General features: G+C 66.9%; 1 protein-coding gene and 1 pseudogene. Both read right to left on the bottom strand.

Annotated features, from left to right (window positions below; all coding sequences use genetic code 11):
* Window positions 1-1,174 (bottom strand): serine/threonine-protein kinase (locus A5704_RS21660; RefSeq protein WP_231969197.1); only part of this gene is annotated, 1,174 nt, incomplete at its 3' end.
* 38 nt (window positions 1,175-1,212) lie between these two features.
* Window positions 1,213-1,890: pseudogene (locus A5704_RS28905) on the bottom strand (serine/threonine protein kinase); the annotation flags it as partial.

The raw sequence follows: 1,890 nt of genomic DNA, 5'->3' as shown, positions 1-1,890 counted from the left end.
ATGTGATGTTGCAGGACGCGGTGGAATTCCACAACCTGGGCATGGTGGTGGTCGACGAGCAACACCAATTGGGGCCGGGGGCTTGGTAATAGGGCGGTGTGGCCGTCGGTGGGGCGGCGGCCGGGATGGGGCCGCTTTCGGGCCGCCAGGCCGGGGCGCCCTGCGCGGGCACCGGGGTGGAGCCGGGCGGGGGATTGGGCGGCGGCGTGCTCGCGGCCGGGGTCGGTAGCGGCGCCATCGCCGTGTCCGCGAGCGTGGGCTGCGGGCCGAGCGTGACGGTGCCGGGCAGGGTGGCTTCTTGGCTGCGGCGCAAGATGGTCGCGGCGTGGTCTTGGTCGGGGTCGCTGAGCGCTTCGTGGGCGGCCAGGGCCAGGTCGCCGGCGCTGGCGTAGCGGTCGGCGGGTTTCTTGGCCATCCCGCGGGCGATCACCGCATCGAAAGCCTTGGGAATCCCGGGCCGCAACGCGGTCGGCTGAGGAATCGGATCCATCATGTGCGCGGTGACGAGGACACTGACGCTGTCGGCCCGATACGGCGGTGAGCCGGTGAGGCATTCGTAGAGCACGCAGGCCAGGGCGTAGATGTCGGCGCGGTAGGTGACTTCGGCGTTGGAAAAGCGTTCCGGGGCCATGTATTTCCACGTCTCGACCGCGGTGCCCAACTGGGTGAGCTTTTCATCGGTGGTCGCGCTGGCGATGCCGAAGTCCACCAGATAGGCGAAATCATCGCGGGTGACCAGAATGTTTTGCGGTTTGACGTCGCGGTGCATCACCCCGGCGGCATGGGCGGCATCCAACGCCGAGGCGATCTGGGTGATGATGGCCACCGCGCGCGGCGGGGCCAGCGGGCCGAAGCGTTTGAGCACGCTGTCTAAGTCGGTGCCCTCGACCAGGCGCATCTCCAAAAACATCTGCCCGTCGATTTCGCCGTAGTCATGGATGGGCACCACGTGCGGTTCCTGCAAACGACCGGCGGTGCGGGCTTCGCGTTTCATCCGCTCCCGAAACACCGGGTCCTTGCTGAAGGTCTCCGAGAGCAGCTTGACCGCGACCGTCCACTCTTTGACGGTGTGCTCGGCCTCATAGACCTCGCCCATCCCACCCCGGCCCAACAGCCGCTTCAGGTGATAGGGCCCGAAATCCGTGCCCACCCGCGAGGCCTGCTCATCACTCATCGCTGATCCTTGTCACCCAACCACCACAGCACATCAAGTCAGCCGCCGTAGTTCGTCCACCACGTATGCAGGTCTTCGAGGGCGGGAGGATCACCGTAGGCGTCACAGAGCAGGAGTTTGGCGTCGTTGGTCCAGATGACGTTCGGGTGGTTCTTGTAGGTGCCGCACGCGATCGAGCCGGCGGTCACCGTCGGGGTGCTGTCGTGGTGCCAGCCGTCCGGTGACGGACCGGCCCCCGGACAGTTGAGCAACTGTACGGCGGCGACGTCGTCGTCGAACGCCTTCTTGAGCAGATCGGCATTGGCGAACAACCCGTAGACGGCGCGGGAAGGGCCGCCCTGGTTGGTGTTCTGGTCGCAGTCGACCATGGCCAACGCGTTCACCCAAATGCTGTTGGCCTTCGGGGTGGCAGGGGTGCAAGCGCCACTGGGATATCCGGCGGGCAGCACGCTCATCAGCTTGCTCTGCGGGTTCGGGGCCCTACTCGTCGTGGTCGTGGTGACCGTTCTGCTGGTCGTCGTGGTCGTCGAGGTCGAGGTCCGGTTGGCCTGCGAGTTGCTGTCGTCGCCGCCCATCACCATCGCGATGGCGACCGCGGCGACGACGAGGACGACGACCAGTGCGGCGACGCCGGCGATGATGGGCCAGGGGTTGCGTCGTTTGGGTGGGGGTTGGTTCCAGGCGGGTGCGCCGGTGAATTGGTGCGGGGCGTGTGG

The organism is Mycobacterium sp. E735 (assembly GCF_001666955.1).
Classification (GTDB): domain Bacteria; phylum Actinomycetota; class Actinomycetes; order Mycobacteriales; family Mycobacteriaceae; genus Mycobacterium.
Note: the sequence above shows the minus strand (reverse complement) of the source record. Positions and strands in the feature narration are given on the sequence as shown.